Here is a 16478-nt window from a genome sequence, read left to right on the forward strand (position 1 = left end):
ACTGGAACGCGTCCCCGGAAGATGGAAGCGGTTCCACCCCCCCCTTCCCCCAGTGGGCTGCTCGTATCGGGGCACACGGGACCCAGCGGCCAGATCGGGACCGATTCCAGGCAAAAAAGCGCCCCTGGCGAGCGGCGCCGTCCCGCCGGACAGCGACCGCTGCGCGAACCCGCTCGGAAAAGGATCACTGCTTCGGCGCAGGCCCGGGGAGCAGCGGACGAGGGGGGCCTTTCAGTGCACGGTGAACCACGTTGGCCGCCCGGGGACGGACCTGCGTAATTTGATCAGCGGTGTCGTCCGGGTACACGCGGTTCGTGAGCAGGACAAAGAAGAGATCCTCCGCCGGGTCCACCCAAAACGAGGTGCCCGTGTAGCCGGTGTGGCCGAAGCTCGACGCGGAAAATTCACCCCCCGCCGAGGAGTAGCCCTCCGGACTTTTCGTGTCCCACCCGAGTGCTCGGGTGCTGCCCGGCACATCGGTCTGTGCCGTGAACGTCTTGATCGTTTCCGGCTCCAGGAATTGTCGCCCATCGATCCGGCCCTCGTGGGTCAACATGTACCCGAAGCGGGCGAGGTCCTCGGCCGTCGAGAAGAGCCCTGCGTTTCCCGACACCCCCCCCATGTCACGGGCCATTGGGTCGTGCACGCTTCCGTGGCGCCGCGTCCCCGCCGTGTCGGTGGTCGGGGCCACCCAGTCACGGGTGGCGCCGGCGTCGTAGAAGCCGGTCTGGTCCATCCCGAGCGGCTCGAAGATGTGCGTCCGGCAAAAGGCATCGAACGACCGGTCGCTGACCGTTTCCACGATGCGCATGAGCGTGATCGCGTTGAGCCCGCTGTACGTGGACTGGGTGCCGGGCGTGTACGTGAGCGGCTGGGCCATGAGGGTGTCGAGGAGCGCCGCACGGGTGGGCCCGCGCTCACTGGGGCCCAGGTACGACTTCAGCCCCGACGAATGAGCGAGCAGTTGGCGCACAGTGACCGCCTCCTTGCCGTTCTGGGCAAACGCAGGGAGGTAGCGGGCCACCGGGGCGTCGAGGGCAAGCGAGTCGGCCTCGTAGAGCTTCATGACGGCCGTGGTGGTGGCCACGACCTTCGTAAGTGAGGCGAGGTCGTACTGTGTGCCGGTCTGCACGGGCGTGGTTTCCTCGTAGGTGCGGTAGCCGAAGGCGTCGAGCTTGGCGAGGGCGGGCCCGCGCCCCACGGCGACGGCACCCCCCGGGAATGCCTCGTCAAGCATGGCCGACCGGAACAGCGTGTCGAGGCGGGCCAGGCGTGGGCCCTCCATCCCCACCGATTCGGGAAATCCTTCGCGGGGCGAGACAGGGTCGAGGCCGAGGCCGTCGCCCCTCTCGGCCACGCCCGGAATGGTGACGGGCAGGCGCCCGGGCGTGCCGGTGCCCCCGCCGAGCGCCTGGGCCGCGGCCCGCTGTGAGGCGTCGCCGGAGCCGTAAGCGGTCAGGATGGCGTCCGGGGTGGGCGCCAGGTCGGTCGGGGCGTAGGGATTCCCGAAGGCCACGAACACGACCGGCGTGTCCGTGCCCGCCAGGTCTTCGAGGAAGTCGTGGTGCCTGTCGCTGAGACCGATGGACCCGCTCCACGCCTGCACGCGGAGAAAAGACGGCACGATTACGATGTCGTGGTCCGACGCATCCGCGAGGTGGCCCTTTACATCCGTCGAGTCGGAGCGCGGGTCGAGGCGGCGTGTGTCGAGCGATTCGATGGCGGGCTGCTCTCGGAGCCGGTCGACGAACGTGTCGCCCGTGCCGGGGTACTCGCTGTCGCTAAGCGTAACGGCGAGGGCGTCGTACTGCTCCGGCGGCGTGAGGGGAAGCAGCGAATCTGCGTTCGCGAGGAGCGTGAGCGACTCGCGGGCCACCGTGCGCGAGAGCACCTCGTGGGACCGTTGTGCCACGCGGTGTCGGGTCGTGTCGAGCGAGACCGCTCGGGTCTCGTGGAGACCGAGGTCCTGCTTTATGGCGAGGAGCCGCCGGACCGAGTCGTTGATCTCGGTCGTGTCGATGCGCCCGTGGGTCACCGCCCGCCGGACGGCCTGATGCGCCGCGTGCGCGTTCGTGGACATGAGCACCAGGTCCGCCCCGGCCTCCAGCACGCGCACCGCCGTCTCGCCGACGCCGAACGTGCGGGTGACGGCCTGCATGTTGAGGGCGTCGGTCACCACGAGCCCATCGAACCCGAGCTCGGCCCGCAGCAGGCCGTGGGTCAGGGGACGGGAAAGGGTGGCCGGCACGCTGTCCGCCGCGATCTCGGGCAGGGCGAGGTGGCCGGTCATGACGCTCTGCACTCCCGCATCGAAGGTCTGCCGGAACGGCGCCAGTTCGAGGGAGTCAAGGCGACCCCGGTCGAACCGGAGGATGGGCAGGTTGATGTGGGAGTCGACGTCCGTGTCGCCGTGGCCGGGAAAGTGCTTTACCGTCGCGAGGGTGCCGCCCCGCTGCGCCCCTCGCGTGAAGGCCGAGGCCATCGTGCCCACCAGCGAGGACGACGCGCCGAAGGAGCGAACGTTGATGATGGGGTTTTTGGGATTGTTGTTGACATCTGCCACCGGCGCGTAAAGCTGGTGCACGCCGAGCGCGCGGGCCTCGCGGGCCGTTGCGTAGCCCACCCGGTAGGCGTGCGAGGCGTCCCGTGTGGCCCCGATCGCCATGGCCGGCGGGAACGAGGTCGCCTCGTCGATGCGCATGCCGACACCCCACTCCGTGTCCTGCGCCACGAGGAGGGGCCGCTCGGCCTTGGCCTGCAGGTCGTTGGCCATCGCAATCTGGGTCATGGGCGCACCGGGCCCAAAGATGAGCCCGCCCGCCCCAAACTCTTCGACGAGGGTGGCAGTCTCGCGGTAGGAGGGGGCGTTCGCGTTCTGAAATTCCCCGTCGATCCGGACCACGAAGAGCTGCGCAATCTTCTCGTCGAGGGTCATGCTCTGAAGCTGCTGCTCCGCCCAGTCCGCCTCCGTGCCGTCTGTCGTATCGGGCGCCCTGGAGGGCGAGCCCAAGAGCCCCGCCGCGAGGGGGGCAGAGCCAGGGGCACCGACCGTGACAGAGACAACGACAGCCGCCACCGTAAGGCCCGCGGCCATAAGAGAACGACGCAATGAAGCCGTCATGGGAAGATGCAGCCTTCAGAACATACAGACATCTCTCTCCCCCCCGTTTCCGTTACTCTTTGTCCATTCCGATCAGCGAGATTTCGTCCCGCTGCAGATCCCGCCACAGGTACGTCGCCGCCGTCAGCGCAACCGCGACGCAGCCCGCCCCCCAGAGCGTCTCCCCCAGGATGAGATAGCCCGTGCCGAAGAGGGTGCTGTACACGAGCACGACCCCGATGAGCCAGTCCAGCGCGAGGCGGCCGAGGCCCGAGTCCGGCGTCACGTCGGGGTGACGCGCCGCCACGGGCGCCCAGCCGGGCCCGCCGGGATGGACTTTTCGGTAGAACGCATCGAGGGTCTCCGCGTCGGTCGGGCGGGTGAGGAAGGTAACCGCGAGCCAGACGACGGTCGTAAACCCGACCACCGAGTAGAGGTTCAGGGGGAAGTCCGCCTGCAGGCCCGGCACCTGGACGCCGAACGCGTTGAGCACGAGGGCCCCCACGGTCAGTCCGATCGGGGCGATGGTGGCCGCCATCTCGCTCCACGCGTTCACGCGCCACCAGTACCAGCGCAGGACGAGGACGAGCCCCAGCCCGGCGGAGGCGGACAGCAGCAGGCCCCACGCCTCGGCGATGGTGTCGAGGAAGAGGGTTACGACCAGGCTCAGCAGGGCCACCCCGAACGTGAGGACCCGCGAGACGAGCACGTAGTGGGCCTCGTCCGCCTCGGGCCGCACGAAGCGCCCCCAAAAGTCGTTGACGAGGTACGAGACGCCCCAGTTGAGCTGGGTGGAGACCGTGCTCATGAACGCCGCCAGGAAGGACGCGAAGAGGAGCCCGAGCAGTCCGGGGGGCAGCACGTCCTTCATCACCAGCACGAACCCGGCGCGCGGCTCATCGAGATCCGGATAGAGCACCAGCGCGGCCAGCGCTACAATGATCCACGGCCACGGTCGCAGGCAAAAGTGGGCAATGGTGTACCAGAGCGTCGCGAAGAGCGCGTTGGGTTCGTCCTTTGCGCTCATCATGCGCTGCGCGATGTAGCCGCCGCCGCCCGGCTCGGCCCCCGGATACCAACTGGCCCACCACTGCACCCCGGCGTAGGCCGCGAAGGCCAGCGCCGAAAGCGAAAAGGTGGCCGCCCCTTCCGCCGCGCCCCCAATCGTGGGCAGCAGGGTGAACGTCTCGTCCGGAAGTTGCGCGCGGAGCCCCGCCACCCCGCCGACCTCCGGCATGTCGAGCACAAGAAACGCAAGCGTGATGGTGCCCCCCATCGCCACCACGAACTGGAACAGGTCCGTCACCATCACCCCCCACAGGCCCGAGAGCAGGGCGTAGACGGCCACCACCAGAATGAGCCCCCCGGTCACCACGAGCGCGGCGCTCATCTCCCGCCCCAGCACCGTGATTGCCGAGTGGCCAAACAGGGCGAGGTCGGGGAAGAGCCGGTCGATCACCGTCTCCATCGCCAGCGACACCCACCCGATGATGAGGATGTTCAGCAGGAGGCCGAAGAAAAGCGCCTTGAGGCCGCGCAGCCAGGCCGCCACCCGCCCGCTGTACCGGAACTCGACGAACTCGACATCGGTCATCACGCCGCTGCGGCGCCAGAGGCGGGCAAAGAAAAAAACCGTCAGCATGCCGCCGATGGCGGCGTTCCACCAGAGCCAGTTCCCTGCGATGCCGTTCTCCGCCACGATCTCCGTCACCAGAAGCGGCGTGTCCACCGCAAACGTGGTGGCCACCATGCTCGTCCCGGCCAGCCACCAGGGCATCGCGCGGCCCGACAGGAAAAACTCCGAGGTGTCCTCCCCGGCGCGCTGGTAAAAGTAGAGCGCGATGCCGAAGGAGAGGATCAAGTAGGCAACGACAAAAAACCAGTCGAAGCGTGTCACGTGCAGGAGGGGGACCAACCAGAAGAAAAATGGACGACAGACGGGGGCAAACGGATCAGGCGTTCCCCGCGGCACAGGCCTCCTCATTCGGGCGGATCCACGGCGGCCACGCAGAGGCCCACCGGCCAACGCCCGCGGCTCACCGGTTCGTCTCCCCACCCACATTCGTGCACCCGGAACGGTCCAGGATCTGAGATTCGCCCCCGGGCCGGGCCCGCAGTGGATTCCAAGAATCGATGGCGACTAATCATGGCGGACAACGAAACGGCTGCTTGATTTGACGTGTGACCGAACGTCCCTCCGCCACGCGTGACGGCTCCCGCAAAAGACAGCGGCGGGTGCCCGTCGCCTTCCCCCTGCGTCACTTCCCGGTCACCCAGACCCTTCCGTCCTGGCGGATGTGTACGGTCGTTCCTTCCACCCCGGGCGCCGAGATTTCGTACATCGTCTGGGTCGTCCGGAGCGTGGGCGCAAAGTCGCGTTCGGGAAGCTGAACATCCGAGGCGTTGAGGGCCGAAAGGGCAGTGGCGTACGTGCCATGCTCGTCGTGGTGGGCCCGCTGACGATGATAGAGGCACCGCAGGGCCGCCTTAATGCGCCGGTTGGGCCGCTCGTCCACGGACACGGACGCGGCGGTGCCCACCTCGGCGTCCGCAAACTGCACGATGCCCCAGTGCTCAGGCCGGTGCATGTCGATGGCTCCTTGTGACGACCACACCCAGTTGCCCTCCGGATGGGCCTCAGTGGTGTCGATGTCTTTTTCGTAGCGGCCCTCGACGACCGTGGTGGGCCACTGCACCCGCGAGAAATTCAGGCGCCACTGTTCCCCAGGCCGCGGAGGCCGCCCGTCCGGCGCCGCCTCCTCCAGCGCGCTCCAGGGCAGCGCCAGCTCCACCGTCCACCCCTCGTCGGTGTCCGACGGATCGTTGAGCGTCCCCTTCACGTCGACCGCCGCTTCGAGCTCCTGCATGTCCCAGGCGTCGAGGGCCGGCCCGCCATCCCGGTAGGGCTTCAGGAGCATCAGGTCCCAGACCGTCTCTCGGGCATTGATCTCCACCTCGTAGTAGTTGTGCGTCGTGCCGGTGGGGTCGATGAAGACTTCGAAGTCGTTGTCGTAGTACACGACCGTGTCGCGCTGGGTGAGGGTGGCCCACACGTTCGGCTCTTCAAGCGTGGCCGCGACGTAGAGGGCCTCGTCGTCCCACAGCATCTTGGCCCGCGTCCGAAACCGGGGCGTCGGGGCGTCCTGCCCACGGATGTCCACGAAGTCGGCCGTCCACGGCGCCGCGGCCCAGCCGCCTTCGTCGAGCTGCCCATCCACGGTGATCGGGCCCGACGCGCGGTAGATGGCGTAGGTGCGCGGGTCCGTTTCGGCCGCAGTGTTCCTCCCCGCAGTACGCTCCGACCGGCCCATCAGGGCAGAACCCGGCTCGCCCCCCACGAGAGCAAAGACGAACACCCCGAAGATCGTACTCAGGAGGATGCGTTGCATGGAACCACGGGCCGACGGGGAGAGCAGCGCCTCACAGAATAGAAGGCACAGGATCGGTCCGCAACGAAAACCGGAGATCGGAACCGCTTCCAAACCCTCATCGGCAGTACGTCCCTGCGGTCTCTACGGCGGAGAGCCTGGCGTTCGCCCCCCCGGAGACGTGTCCCGCCCGGGCCTCGGATGGCAGACCCATTCCTAGCAGCAGCATGCCCCGCAGAGGTGGGATGTCCGCCTCCTCCCCGTCCCCTTTCGTTCTTGGGCGCAGCAACGCTGCCGACGGCCGTGGGATGGGACGCACCTCGGGCTACGTTTCCTGCTGGGCCCCGCAGCTCTGCCGCACCACGAGCTCCGGCGCAAGCTCCGTGTGAACAGGGTCGGTCTCGGCGGTCTCGATTTGGTCGACAAGCAGGTCGATCGCCGCCTGGCCCTTCTCGTACACCGGCTGGCGGACCGTCGTGAGCGGGGGAATGGCGTACTGGGCTGCGGGTAGATCGTCGAACCCGACGATCGCGACTTCCTCGGGGACCTTGTATCCACACTCGTTGAGCGCAAGCAATGCCCCCATCGCCATTGTGTCGCTCGCACAGAACAGGGCCCGGGGCATCTGCGCCCGCTCCGCCCACGCCTGGACGATGGCGTGCCCGCTCTCTTGGGAGTAGTCCCCCTCGGCCACGTGCCGGTCCGCCACCGCAACACCGGCCTCCGACAGGGCCCGTTCAATGCCCCGCCGTCGATGCGTGGATTCCTCAAGGTCTCGACTTCCCAGGATCAGTCCAATCTCTTCGTACCCGAGGTCGCAGAGGTGGCGCCCCGCCTCGTATCCGCCCTGCGCGTTGTCGATGTCGACGGAGCTGAAGGCGTCCCAACTGGAATCCTGGCCAATCAGCACCGTCGGGGCCCCATCCGCGTCGAGCGTAGAGGCGACGAGGTCCGTAACTTCCGTCGTGACCAGAACGTACCCGTCGAATCGCGCGTCCCGGGCCCGGTCTTCGATCTCGTCTTCGACCTGATCAGAGACCATCGACAGCGACACGAAGTACCCCCGCTCCAGGCCTCGCTCAAAAAGCCCCGAATACAGCAACGGCCAGTAGCCATTGGCCAGGGACTCGTCCCCTCGCCGGGGCGTAAGGACACTCACTTCGAAGGATCGATCGGTGGCCAGGCTCCGGGCAACCGAACTGGGGCGGTAGTCATGTTCTTCGATCACCCGCAGCACCCGCTCTCGGGCCTCCGCGCTTACATTCGGATGATCATTCAGCACACGGGACACCACCGACCGGGAGACGTACGCCAGCTCAGCGACCTGGTCAATGGTCATGTCGTCTTCCATGGCGGGATGGGGCAGGTGTTGGGAGGTCGACGAGTCCCCCGCGGAAACGGAGTCGACGGGGACGTAGAGGTATGCCTCGTAGGGGAATCTTGATGGTTTGAAAAGATACGGTGTTGCGATGAAGGAGACAACCTGTGAGCTCCCTCATCGTCTCCGAAAGAGGCCCCCGCCTCCCCCACGAGCACTCTTTGCAGAGGCGGCCCTGGGCCGAACGCACCCCCCTCCGGTCCTCCGACGGTGGGGAGATCCTCCCCTAAGAACCTGTTTTAATTTTGGATCGAATGAGAAGCGCGAGCATCGAGGAGCCGAAAATCGGCACATGGTCGAGGGCTGTCATGGGGCACCCTGAGCGCCAACGACGCGAAGCTAGTGCTGCCGTGCCGTGAAGTGCGTTCAGAGTGCGACCGCCTAAGCCCAGAGGCGATGTGCAGGCCCTCACTGCCGCTCGGAGCCCCGAGACAGAAATCAAAACAGTTCTCAGGCCCCCACGGAGGCATCTTACGGGGACGTGGGAACCGTGACGGTCCGTCCGCCCCGGCCACGCGTATCGAAGGTCCGCAGCCGGACGGTCGCTCCGTCTGGGACCGACACCGGACCGGTATATCGGGGCGACGTGGCGGTCGGACGGGTGCCGTCCATTGTGTAGCGGATCGGCAGGCCCGGCAGGCCCACGTTCGCCTTCAGGGGGCCGTCCGCGGCCGTGCCTCCAGGCGGCGGCAGACGGTAGGACCAGTTCGGGTGCCGGACGCTCAGACGAGGAAGCTCGCGGCGGCCCAGTCGATTTGCAAACGCGGTCCAGGCGTCGGCCCGGCGGGCCCGCAGCGCCTCCGTGTCGTTGATCGTTGCCCAGCCGGACCGCCGAGCCCAGGCGCGCTCGGCGAGCCCCAAGAGTCGAGGGACAGCCATGTACTCCATCCGGTCGGGGTCGCGCAGGGTCTCCCCCCAGAGCTGCCCCTGCAGGCCATGAATGTTTGTTCGGGCGGAATCGGCGAGCCGCACCCGATCAGCAAAGGCCGTGTCGGGATCGATTGGCCGCCCCATGGCGGTGCGGTCGGCACTCTTGTAGAGATCGAAGGGGACAAAGGCGAAGGGGGCCTTCGCATCGACGAAGCTCGCCCAGTAGTAGCCGTCCTCTCGGGGGTGCTTGCTGTAGGCCATGTCGAAGTAGAAGTTGGTGGCCTGCGCCATCACCACATCGTAGCCCGCGTTGGCCAGCCGGTAGGCGCGGTCCTCGGTCCCACCGCCCCAGATGTTGCTCCAGACGTAGGGACGAACGTTTTCGTCGACCAGGGCCTCGTTCGGCGTCGTGGTTGCGGACCGGTGATCGGCCTCTTCCAGCCCCACCTCTTCCCACCCCGCCATGGCAATGCCCCGTGCGGCCAGTGTGTCCTGAAACCGGCCCAGAAAGTGGCCGAAGAGGGCCTCGGCCTCGTCGACCCCTTCGGTGCGCGCGATGTAGTCGTCACAGAGGGGGGAACCCGCCCACACGCCCTCCGGCACCTCATCGCCCCCCACATGGAGGGCCGGGAGCGGCGCCCCCGCCGTCTCGTGCAGGCCCCGAAGCTCGTCGACGACCGTCGACAGGAACCGGTAGGTGGACGGCCGACACACGTTCATGACGTTGTCGTCCCACCCCTGCACAGACTCGTAGCTGGACGTGTCGGCCGGATCCCGAAGCCGGTACGCATGGGCCGCCGCCGTATCCCCCGCGGCCCGGAGTCGGCGTGTCCGGGCCTCCATGGCCTGGATAGCGGCGCGGGCGTGGCCCGGCACATCGATCTCGGGCATGACGGTAATGTGACGCGCATTCGCGTAGCGCAAGATGTCGAGGTAGTCAGCCCGGCTGTACCAGCCGCTTCCACGTGAGGCCTCGGGCGCTGGATTCGGCCCCGACCCGTAGGACGGCATCAGGTGCTCCCGCTCATCGAGCGTGTGGCCGCGGCGGCCGCCCACACGGGTCAGCGCGGGCAGGCCCTCGACGGCGAGGCGCCATCCCTCATCGTCGGTGAGGTGAAAGTGAAAGGTGTTCAGCTTGTAGAAGGCCATGACGTCGAGGAGCCGCTTTACCGCCGCTACCGACTGGACGTTGCGGGCCACGTCGAGGTGCAGCCCCCGATAGTCAAATCGGGGCCCGTCGACGATGCGGGCGGCGGGCACCGCCACCGGCGGCGACGGCACCCGGTAGGCCGCCACGGGCAGCCAGGCCTCCAGGCTCTGCACGCCGTAGAACACGCCGGCGTCGGTCGTGCCCGTAATGGTGATGCCCGTGTCCGGATCGACCGCAAGCCGGTAGGCCTCATCCCGGACCGAGTCGGCCGCGGCCGGCGTCACTGGGGCCCGGCGGAGCGTGATGGCGGCGGCAGAGTCCGTTTTCGTCGTGCGGGGACGTCGTCCCAGCGCCGCGGCCAGTCCGTCCGCGAGCTGACGGGCCTCGGCGGCCAGGCCTTTCTCGTACCCGATGGTCGCGTCTGCCCCCAGCAGAAACGATCCGGGCCGCCGATCGACCGAATCCGGAGTAGGGACGATGCGTCCCTTCGCTTCGGGGGGGCGCGTCGACACGGCGGTGTTCTCGGCGTACCGGGCCGCAGGGGTCGGCATGGGCCACACGTCGTTCGGGCCTCGTGTCGTCTGCTCGGGGCGCGTGAAGGGCTCGATCGTGACGTCCGACACGGCGGCCGGCGGCGTGGGCCGGCCCTCCCCGTCCGCAAACACGACATAGAAGCCCGCGGGGGCATCAATGCGCTTGATGAGCGATCCCGGGGCCTCCACCGTGAACTGCAGCCGGTCGCCGGGCCCGATTGGGGAAAAGTTGTCGTCCGGCTCCAGCTTGTAGAAGTCCCCGTTGATGCGCGTGATGCGCACCGGCGCCGTCACACTCTCCGGGGCCATTTGACGTGAGAAGTTGAAGTAGAGCGTCCAGTTGGTGCCACCCAGCGCGGCGGCTCCGTGATTCTCGATTGTGAACGACGCCCGGAATCGGCGGCCGTTGTCGACCTGATTCGTCTCCCCCCCCCACCGGATCGAAAGGTCGGCGGCGGAGGGATGCGCGGAGGCGGGGTCGGGCTGGGCCTTCGCGGTCAAGGCCCCACCAACAAGCAGTAGCAGGGAAAGTACGACGGTGCGCATAAAACGGACGGAGCACAGGGGCAAAACGAACACAAAAAAGGAGGGCCGACCTCGGCCCTCCTCCATGGATTCTTTTAGGAAGCAGTGGAGAACGCTTCTGAACTTACTCGGCGCACTGTTCGGCGTACGCCCCGCAGTCCCACCACACGCGGGCCGTAAGGCGGTCTGACTGAGAAATGTTCTGTCGCTCACGGGCCTCCTGGTAGTTGTCTCCGTTGAGGTCCCGCTCACTCTGGGGGTAGTCCAGGCGGCGGATCAGTTCTCCCCCTGTGTCCCCCTCCTCCGGCGCGGGAGTCAGCTCCGGATAGCCCGACCGCCGCCAGTTCGACCAGGACTCAATCCCGTTGAAGAAGGTGGCGGCCCAGTACTGATTGTTAATGGCCCGTAGACGTGCCTCTTTGCCGCCGGGCAGGGGATTATCGGAGAGATACTGCCCAACCTCCGACTCGCTGACGCTGGTGTCGTCTCCGTACCGGGTGATCGAGTTCATGGCCGCCCGCACTCCGTCCTCGTAGTGGGCCTCCGCCGACCCGGGGACGTTCCAGCCCCGCACCTTCGCCTCCGCGAGCATCAGCTCCACCTCCGCGTATGTCTGAAAGAACATGGGGGCGTCGAGCCCTCGCAGGTTGGGATGGATGCGCGTGTACTGGTCGAGGTCGTCGGTGTACTCGTCACTGTCGGCGAGCTCGTTGTTGTCGAACCCGTTGGGCAGGCCGCGCTGCTGGGCCGGATCTTCGACCAGCGTGCCGTCGAGGCCTTCCGGCGCAAGCACCCCGTACTCTGTGAGGCGCGGGTCCGCTTTGTCTTGCAGCCAGTCCACGAACGTTTCGCTGAGCCACTGTCCCGGGAAGTTCTGCATCACCTCACTATTGGCGTTCGTGTTAAAGCCCGCAGGGCCGCCTGACGGCCCCGTTTCGTGGGACACGTACGCATCATCGTCGATGCTCTTCATGACGCCCCCGTCGGCACGGACGGCCTCCTCGGCCCAGCTCTGGGCCAGGTCCGGACGCACCTTCACGAGGCGCAGGGCCAGGCGCAGCTGGAGCGAGTTGGCAAACCGTTTCCACTGCTCAACATCGCCTCCGAAGAACAGATCAGCCCCCCCGAACGTCGGTTGCGACGCGTCGAACTGGTCGACCGCCCCTCGGAGCTCGTCGTGCAGGTCCCTGTAGATGCTATCCTGTTGCGTGTAGTGAGGGGTAAATTCGCCTTCCAACGTGCCCTTTCCCGCCTCGAAGTACGGAATGTCTCCGTAGACGTCGGTGAGGCGCTGAAAGGTAAGCACGCGCATGATCCGGGTGGCCGCCAGCCGGTTGACCTGCTCGGGCTTTCCCTCTAGCTCACTGATGAGGGTATTCGTGTTGGTGACAGTGCGGAGGAAGTTCGACCCATTGGGCCCTCCTCCGTATCGCGTGTCAAAGAGGGACGCCGACCATGCACTCACGTATTGGTTGAAGTTCCCCGCGTAGAAGCCCGGGTTCGCGATGTGCTGCACGATCGGCATCGCATAAATCAAATTCGTGCGCCACACCTCGAACCGGCTCCCCGACACCCCGAGCTGAAGGGTGGTGAACTCAAGGTCCGGGTTTGGATCGTTGGCGGTCGTGGGGTCCTTGTTCATGTCCCCAAAGTCTCCAACCCCGTCACAGGACACGAGGAGAAGCGCGAGGACTCCGACCGAGAGAAGAGACGTGAGGCGAGTAGCTTTCGAGCAAGTCGACACCATGGCGGACGTAGGTAGAAGTACGTGGGAGGGCAGAGGAGGTCGGTTGGGCCTGGGGTCAAAATTGGAGATTGACCGACGCACCAATGCTTCGGGACTGGGGAACCCCCGCCTGCTCAAAGCCCGGGGTGGCTTCGCTGTTGTAGCTGGACTCGGGACTGATATTCGGCACCGAGTCGTGCAGGTAGAACAGGTTTCGCCCCACGACCGAGACGCTTGCGCTGCGCGCCGGCACACGGTTCATCACGCTGCTCGGCAGGTCGTAGCTCAATCGGAGCTGACGGAGTTTGATGAAGTTCGCGTCGTAGACAAACTCTTCGGCAATCTGCCCGGCGATCTCCCCGTAGTACTCGGAGGGGCGGACGCCGACATCGTTTTCCCGATCGACGTCCACCTCTCCTTCCCCGGTAACGCTTCCCACGACGCCCTCCCCGACGAAGCAATCCTCCGGGTATTGCCCGTTCGGGCCGGCCTGCTCGTCACAGGCGGCGCGGCCGGTGAGCGTTGCCTCGTGCAGGCCGTTGCTGTAGGCATTGGCGTTGGTCCCGGACAAGACCTTGCCGCCCCACTTCGCGTCGACCAAGAAGTTCAGGCTGACGTTCCGGTACGAGACGGTGTTCGAGAAGCCGAGCGTCCAGTCGGGCGCGCCGGTGCCCAGCACCTCTTTCTCCCCGGACAGGGGAAGCCCATCTTCCCCGTGGACGATGCGCCCCTGATCGTCGCGGACGTATGTGTTCCCGTAAATGGCGTTGGCGGGCTGCCCCGCGACCTGGGCAATGTTGGCCGTGCCGATGCGGTTTTCCGCCCCGACCCGCACATCGAGCCCTGGGGCGAGGGATTCGACCTCGCTCCGGTTTGCCCCGAAGTTGACCCTCGAATCCCAGTTCCAGTCCTCCGTCGAGTAGGGGACCGACGTCAGAAGCAGCTCCACGCCTGTGTTCTGAATCTCGCCACTGTTGGCCGTCCGGGCCGTGTAGCCCGAGGTCGGCGAAACGGTCACGTCCAGGATCTGATCGACCGTGCTTCGGCGATACCAGGTAAAGTCGATGCCAAACCGATCATTGAGAAACTGCGTCTCGAATCCAAGCTCCACCTCTCGCGTCGAGGTTGGCTTCAGATCGAGCAACGGAACGCTCAGCTGCGTGATCGTCTCCAGGGCCTGTCCCTGATGCTGCCCGAGGATGCCGTAGGTGAGACTGGTCCGGTACGGATCCGTGTCGCCCCCGATCTCGGCCCAGGACGCCCGCACTTTTCCGTAGCTCAGTACGTCCGGCAGGTCGAAGGCATCCGTAAAGACGAAGCTTCCGCTCACCGCCGGGTACACGAACGGGTTGTTGTCTTCGGGGAGGGTGGACGACCAGTCGCTACGCGTGGTCAGCGTGAGGAAGAGGTAGTCCCGATAGGTGAAGGCGGCCGACCCGAAGAAGGACCGAATCTGCTCTTCTGAGAAGTCGTAGTTCCGGGTCGGGTTGGCCGTGTTTGAGATCGTTTCCAGGTCAGGAATGCTAAAGTCTCGCCCGAAGACCCCCACCTGCTCGAACTGCCGATGCCGCAGGCTGCCCCCCACATCGAGCCGAAGCAAAAGGGCGTCGGTGAGGGTGGGCGTTGCGGTGGCCAAGAGCTTCGAGTTGCTCTCCCATACCCGGTAGGTATCCTCGGTCATGGATCCTCCCGGTTCGAACGCAGACCCGAACGCGTCCACGTTCGTCCGCCGGAGCGAGTACCAGTCGAGCCCCGTCTGTCCCTGCAGGGACAGCCAGTCGTTGACCGAATAGGTGAGGTTGACGTTTCCCAAAATGCGGTCCTTGTCGTCGTCGGCGTCCAACTCATTCACGGCCCAGTACGGATTGGTGGGAAGGCCGTCGGACGTGAATTGCTTCTCGACCCCCTCCTCGGTTTCCCCCGGCCGCAGGGCACTTTTGGGAACGTTGTTCGGCAGAAACGAAATCAGATAGTTCGGATTCCGGGCCGTATCGTTTAGGAACGTTCGGTTGTCTGTGAGCTCATTCTGGTACGTGACGCTCGCATCGGCCGTAAGCCCTCCAAACTGGGTCTTTCCCCGAAGATTGAGGTTGGTTTGTTCGTACCCCGAGTTCGGAACGACGCTCTCGGTGCTTTGGTGCGACCCGGACAGGCGGAGCGAGGCGTCTTCAAAGCCCGCATTGATCGACAGCGAATGCTTCTGCGACAGCCCCGTTCGGTAAAACCCCTGTCGGTCGGCCACGGCGGCGTACGGTCGCACCTCTCCGTCAAACTGCGGGGCCTCATCGACCGCCCCGAGCGGTGCTCCCCAGCTCGAGAGGCCGGCGCTAACCGCCGCGTTCTCGTTTGACGGCGCCCGGCCCTGTGTGCCCTGGCCGTACTGGCTCTGGAAGTCCGAAAACCCACTGATTACATCCTCAGCCGTCACCGTCGAGCTGTACTGCACATTTACCTCTCCCGGGGCCGACGTACGGCCCGTCTTCGTCGAGATCAGCACCACCCCGTCCCGGGCACGCGTCCCGTACAGGGCGGCGGCCCCGGCCCCCTTCAGCACGGAGATGTCTGCAATGTTCTCCGGATTTACGACCGATAGCGCACTTCCCCCATCCCGCCCGCCGAATTTTCCGGCCCCGCCAATGACCGTGTTGTCGATGGGAATCCCGTCTACGATGAAGAGCGGGTCGTTATCCCCCGCAATCGACGAGACACCCCGGATGTTGATGCTTGAGGACGCGTTTGGGCCGGAGGCATTTGAGCTCAAAACAAGTCCCGGCACGTTTCCCTGCAATAGGGTGGCCGGGTTGGATTCCGTGACGTCGACGAGGTCTTGCGCCTCAATACTGCTCGTCGCGTATCCCACGGAGCGCTGCTGCCGCTCGATGCCGAGCGCCGTCACGACGACCCCCTCAAGCTCCTGCGACTCGGTCTGGAGCGCAACGCGAATCTCTGAGCGCCCGTCCAGCGAAACCGTTTTTGTTTGGTACCCGATGAAGGAGAATGTGAGTGTGTCCTGCGAGCTGTCCACCACGAGGGTGAACTCTCCGTTCGGATCGGTGACCGTTCCTCGATCGCTTCCCACCTCTCGGATGTTCACTCCAGGGAGGGGAGACTGGGTGTCGGCGGACACGACGGTGCCGGTCACCTCAACGTCTTGTGCGTGCACGGCCTGCACGCCCCCAAACAGCCCGCCGCCAAGAAAGGCCCCGAGGACGGCCGCGAACATGAGCTTGCGAAGCGAGCACGAAGGGATGACGTCAAACATGACAGTCCGGCCTACAGTCCATGGGGAGGGGCGCAGCAGAAGCAGGGTCGACGACACTCCGGCCCCTCCGTGTCTGGACGAGCCGTTGCTTCACGTCGACGCTTCTTCTGTTGGATGCGCTTCCATGATACTCTGACGGGGTCTGTTAGATCAAGGAACTGTTATCTTTTGGGACCGCTTCCACCTCTTTTTTGGAAGCGCTCCCAGCCCCAAAGACGGGACATTTTTTCCTCCTCGCAGATCTGCCGTCGCGGAGGGTACGTCCCAAGGGGCAGAGGCATACGGCGGGACGCGAGGGCGTTGTCAGCGCGGACGCCATCGGCCCCAGCCCGCCTCGTCACGGCGACGGCGCCCCCGCCCCGTCCAGGTCAGCCCACCGGTCCCGGCGCACGGCCAACCACGCGCTCAGGCCCGCCCCGAGGAGGGCGATGCCCGCCAGCACGCCGAACAGAAGCGAGGGGCCTGCGGCCTGCAACAGCGCACCGGCCAGGGCTGCCCCCGCCGCCCCGATGCCGAAAATCGCAAGGTACGTGTACCCGTAGGAGAGCCCACGCGTGCCGGGGGGG

General features: G+C 66.2%; 7 protein-coding genes and 1 pseudogene. All 8 read right to left on the bottom strand.

The features are described from left to right. Positions 1–184 precede the first annotated feature (184 nt). Positions 185–3121 (bottom strand): serine hydrolase domain-containing protein, encoded by a 2937-nt coding sequence (locus B7R93_RS04900; RefSeq protein ID WP_103019701.1) that lies wholly within the window; start codon positions 3119–3121, stop codon positions 185–187. Between the two features lie 52 nt (positions 3122–3173). After that, positions 3174–5003 (bottom strand): sodium:solute symporter family protein, encoded by a 1830-nt coding sequence (locus tag B7R93_RS04905; protein ID WP_103019863.1) that lies wholly within the window; start codon positions 5001–5003, stop codon positions 3174–3176. 355 nt (positions 5004–5358) lie between these two features. Further along, positions 5359–6489 carry a carbohydrate-binding family 9-like protein gene (locus B7R93_RS04910; protein WP_232798024.1) on the bottom strand — a complete coding sequence of 377 codons (1131 nt, stop codon included), beginning with the start codon at positions 6487–6489 and terminating at the stop codon, positions 5359–5361. A 304-nt stretch (positions 6490–6793) separates the two neighbouring features. After that, positions 6794–7819: a LacI family DNA-binding transcriptional regulator gene (locus B7R93_RS04915; protein WP_232798026.1), complete on the bottom strand. Its 1026-nt coding sequence runs from the start codon at positions 7817–7819 to the stop codon at positions 6794–6796. 498 nt (positions 7820–8317) lie between these two features. Next, the gene (locus tag B7R93_RS04920; protein WP_198598584.1) at positions 8318–10945 is read right to left on the bottom strand and encodes a family 20 glycosylhydrolase; all 2628 of its coding nucleotides are present in this window, start codon (positions 10943–10945) and stop codon (positions 8318–8320) included. A gap of 103 nt (positions 10946–11048) precedes the next feature. Then, positions 11049–12566, bottom strand: coding sequence for a SusD/RagB family nutrient-binding outer membrane lipoprotein (locus tag B7R93_RS04925; RefSeq protein ID WP_232798027.1), 1518 nt, complete (start codon positions 12564–12566; stop codon positions 11049–11051). A 160-nt stretch (positions 12567–12726) separates the two neighbouring features. Then, complete coding sequence (locus tag B7R93_RS04930) at positions 12727–15912, bottom strand: SusC/RagA family TonB-linked outer membrane protein (RefSeq protein WP_232798029.1); 3186 nt, start codon at positions 15910–15912, stop codon at positions 12727–12729. A 337-nt stretch (positions 15913–16249) separates the two neighbouring features. Further along, positions 16250–16478 (bottom strand): annotated as a pseudogene (locus tag B7R93_RS15695) (MFS transporter); the annotation flags it as partial.

The sequence above is a fragment of the Salinibacter altiplanensis genome (genome assembly GCF_002894645.1).
Lineage (GTDB): Bacteria > Bacteroidota > Rhodothermia > Rhodothermales > Salinibacteraceae > Salinibacter > Salinibacter altiplanensis.

What these genes read in the sequence shown, in the direction of transcription:
- B7R93_RS04900 (WP_103019701.1), bottom strand. Translation starts at nt 3,121, where the DNA reads ATGACGGCTTCATTGCGTCGTTCTCTTATGGCCGCGGGCCTTACGGTG.
- B7R93_RS04910 (WP_232798024.1), bottom strand. Translation starts at nt 6,489, where the DNA reads ATGCAACGCATCCTCCTGAGTACGATCTTCGGGGTGTTCGTCTTTGCT.
- B7R93_RS04915 (WP_232798026.1), bottom strand. Translation starts at nt 7,819, where the DNA reads ATGGAAGACGACATGACCATTGACCAGGTCGCTGAGCTGGCGTACGTC.
- B7R93_RS04920 (WP_198598584.1), bottom strand. Translation starts at nt 10,945, where the DNA reads ATGCGCACCGTCGTACTTTCCCTGCTACTGCTTGTTGGTGGGGCCTTG.
- B7R93_RS04925 (WP_232798027.1), bottom strand. Translation starts at nt 12,566, where the DNA reads ATGAACAAGGACCCCACGACCGCCAACGATCCAAACCCGGACCTTGAG.
- B7R93_RS04930 (WP_232798029.1), bottom strand. Translation starts at nt 15,912, where the DNA reads ATGTTTGACGTCATCCCTTCGTGCTCGCTTCGCAAGCTCATGTTCGCG.